A 2,337-nucleotide genomic window follows, 5' to 3' on the forward strand; every position below is an offset into this window, starting at 1 on the left:
TGATCAGGAAGGTGCTGCGCTCGATGCCCTTGACCTTCTTGCCGTACATGATCTTGTTCTTGACCACGCCGAACATGTGGCACATTTTTTCTTCGGTGTCGGCGATCAGCTCGAACGGCAGTTCGAGCTTTTCCTTGAAGTCGTCGTGCGACTTCATGTTGTCGCGCGAGACGCCGAACACGGCGGCGCCGGCCTTCACGAAGTCCTTGTACTTGTCGCGGAACTGCATGGCCTCGGTGGTGCAGCCAGGCGTGTTGTCCTTGGGGTAGAAATACAGAATCATCACCTGACCGTTGTGCGAGGTGTTGGACACCTTGATGCCGCCGGTCGCGTTGGCTTCGAATTCGGGGAGGGGTTTGTTGACAACGATCGCCATATAAACTTCAATCTCTCTGGGTGAGGTCGTTGAAAATCCGGGAGTGGTGGGTCGTTCTTATTCTTGGGCCCCCGGCTGCAACCTGTGATTTTACCCCGAAACCCCCCATCAGGTCAAAGTGGCGGGGGTTCGAGCAGCAGGGCCGCGACCACGTTGCGCCCCTCGCCGGCCAGAATGTTGTAGGTGCGGCAGGCGGCCTGGGTGTCCATGGTTTCCACGCCCACGCGCTTGGCCATCAGCGGCTGCAGCCAGGCGGGCGGCGCGAAACGGTTGCGCGAGCCGCTGCCAAACAGGACCACTTCGGCGTCGAACTGCGCCAGCTGGGCGAAGTGCTCGGGCGTCAGGTCTTCGAACTGCGCGCACGGCCAGTCCAGGCGCAGGCCGCGCGCGCCCAGGATGATGCTGGTGCTGATTTTTTCGGCGCCGACACTGATCCAGCCGGGGCCGTAGCCGGTGATGCTTTGTGCGTCGATGCGCTCGGGCTGGAATTTCATGGTCTCTCGAGGGTGTGTGGGCACTGCGCCATGCCCGCGGACAGGCGCGCAACTGTGGTCAAATTATAGGTTTCGCCACAGGCCCTGCCTGGGGCAATGCCTTTGTACTTCGCCCCAACGCGCATGAAAACCGTCCACAAATCCGCCAAACTCAACAATGTGCTCTACGACGTTCGCGGTCCCATCGTGGACGCGGCCAAGCAGATGGAGGACGAGGGCCAGAAGATCATCAAGCTCAACATCGGCAACATGGCGCCGTTCGGCTTCGATGCGCCCGAGGAAGTGCAGCAGGACATGATCCGCAACCTGCCCAATTCGGCCGGCTATTCGGACAGCAAGGGCATCTTCGCAGCGCGCAAGGCCGTGATGCACTACACCCAGCAGCAGGGCATCGCTGGCGTCACGCTCGACGACATCTACCTGGGCAATGGCGCGAGCGAGCTGATCGTGATGGCCACCAACGCGTTGCTCGACGACGGCGACGAACTGCTGGTGCCCACGCCCGACTATCCGCTGTGGACGGCGGCGGTCTCGCTCTCCGGCGGCAAGCCCGTGCATTACCTGTGCGAGGAAGACAACGGCTGGCTGCCCAGCCTCGCCGACATCCGCGCCAAGATCACGCCGCGCACGCGCGGCATCGCGGTCATCAACCCGAACAACCCGACCGGCGTGCTCTACCCCGACGAATTGCTGCGCGGCATGGTCGCCATTGCGCGCGAGCACGGCCTGGTGCTGCTGGTGGACGAGGTGTACGACAAGGTGTTGTACGAAGGGGTGCGCCACACGGCCATGGCCAGCCTGTCCACCGACGTACTCACGCTGACCTTCAACTCGCTGTCCAAGGCCTACCGCTCTTGCGGCTACCGCGCGGGGTGGATGGTGGTGTCGGGCCCCAAGGCCGATGCCAAGGACTACATCGAAGGCCTGAACATGCTGGCCAACCTGAAGCTGGGCTCCAACGTGCCCGGCCAGTGGGCGATCCAGACCGCGCTGGGCGGCTACCAGAGCATCAACGACCTGGTGAAAGAGGGCGGCCGCCTGCGCCGCCAGCGCGACCTGGCCTACGAGCTGATCACGGCCATTCCGGGCGTCACCTGCGTCAAGCCCAAGGCGGCGCTGTACATGTTCCCGCGCCTGGACCCGGCGATGTACCCGATCGCCGACGACCGCCAGTTCTTCATGGAAGTGCTGCGCGCCACGCGCGTGATGCTGGTGCAGGGCTCGGGCTTCAACTACCCCGACCATNTGTTCCCGCGCCTGGACCCGGCGATGTACCCGATCGCCGACGACCGCCAGTTCTTCATGGAAGTGCTGCGCGCCACGCGCGTGATGCTGGTGCAGGGCTCGGGCTTCAACTACCCCGACCATCAGCATTTCCGCATCGTCTTCCTGCCGCACGAGGATGACCTGCGCGAAGCCATCGACCGGCTGGCCGGCTTTCTGGCGCAGTACCGCCTGCGCCACGGC

3 protein-coding genes are annotated in these 2,337 nt (G+C 63.7%); 1 reads left to right on the forward strand and 2 read right to left on the reverse strand.

What is annotated here, in order from left to right; translation table 11 throughout:
- The coding region (locus QZH66_RS15185) for a peroxiredoxin (protein WP_305806747.1) at positions 1-376 on the reverse strand (376 nt) is incomplete at its 3' end.
- Positions 377-489: 113 nt separating this feature from the next.
- Complete coding sequence (locus tag QZH66_RS15190; RefSeq protein WP_305806748.1) at positions 490-870, reverse strand: Mth938-like domain-containing protein; 381 nt, start codon at positions 868-870, stop codon at positions 490-492.
- Between the two features lie 123 nt (positions 871-993).
- Between QZH66_RS15190 and QZH66_RS15195 the strand changes: the two genes are divergently transcribed.
- Positions 994-2,337: pyridoxal phosphate-dependent aminotransferase (locus QZH66_RS15195; protein ID WP_305806749.1), on the forward strand; the 1,344-nt coding region annotated here is incomplete at its 3' end.

The sequence above is a fragment of the Stenotrophomonas sp. YIM B06876 genome, from assembly GCF_030711595.1.
Lineage (GTDB): Bacteria > Pseudomonadota > Gammaproteobacteria > Xanthomonadales > Xanthomonadaceae > Stenotrophomonas.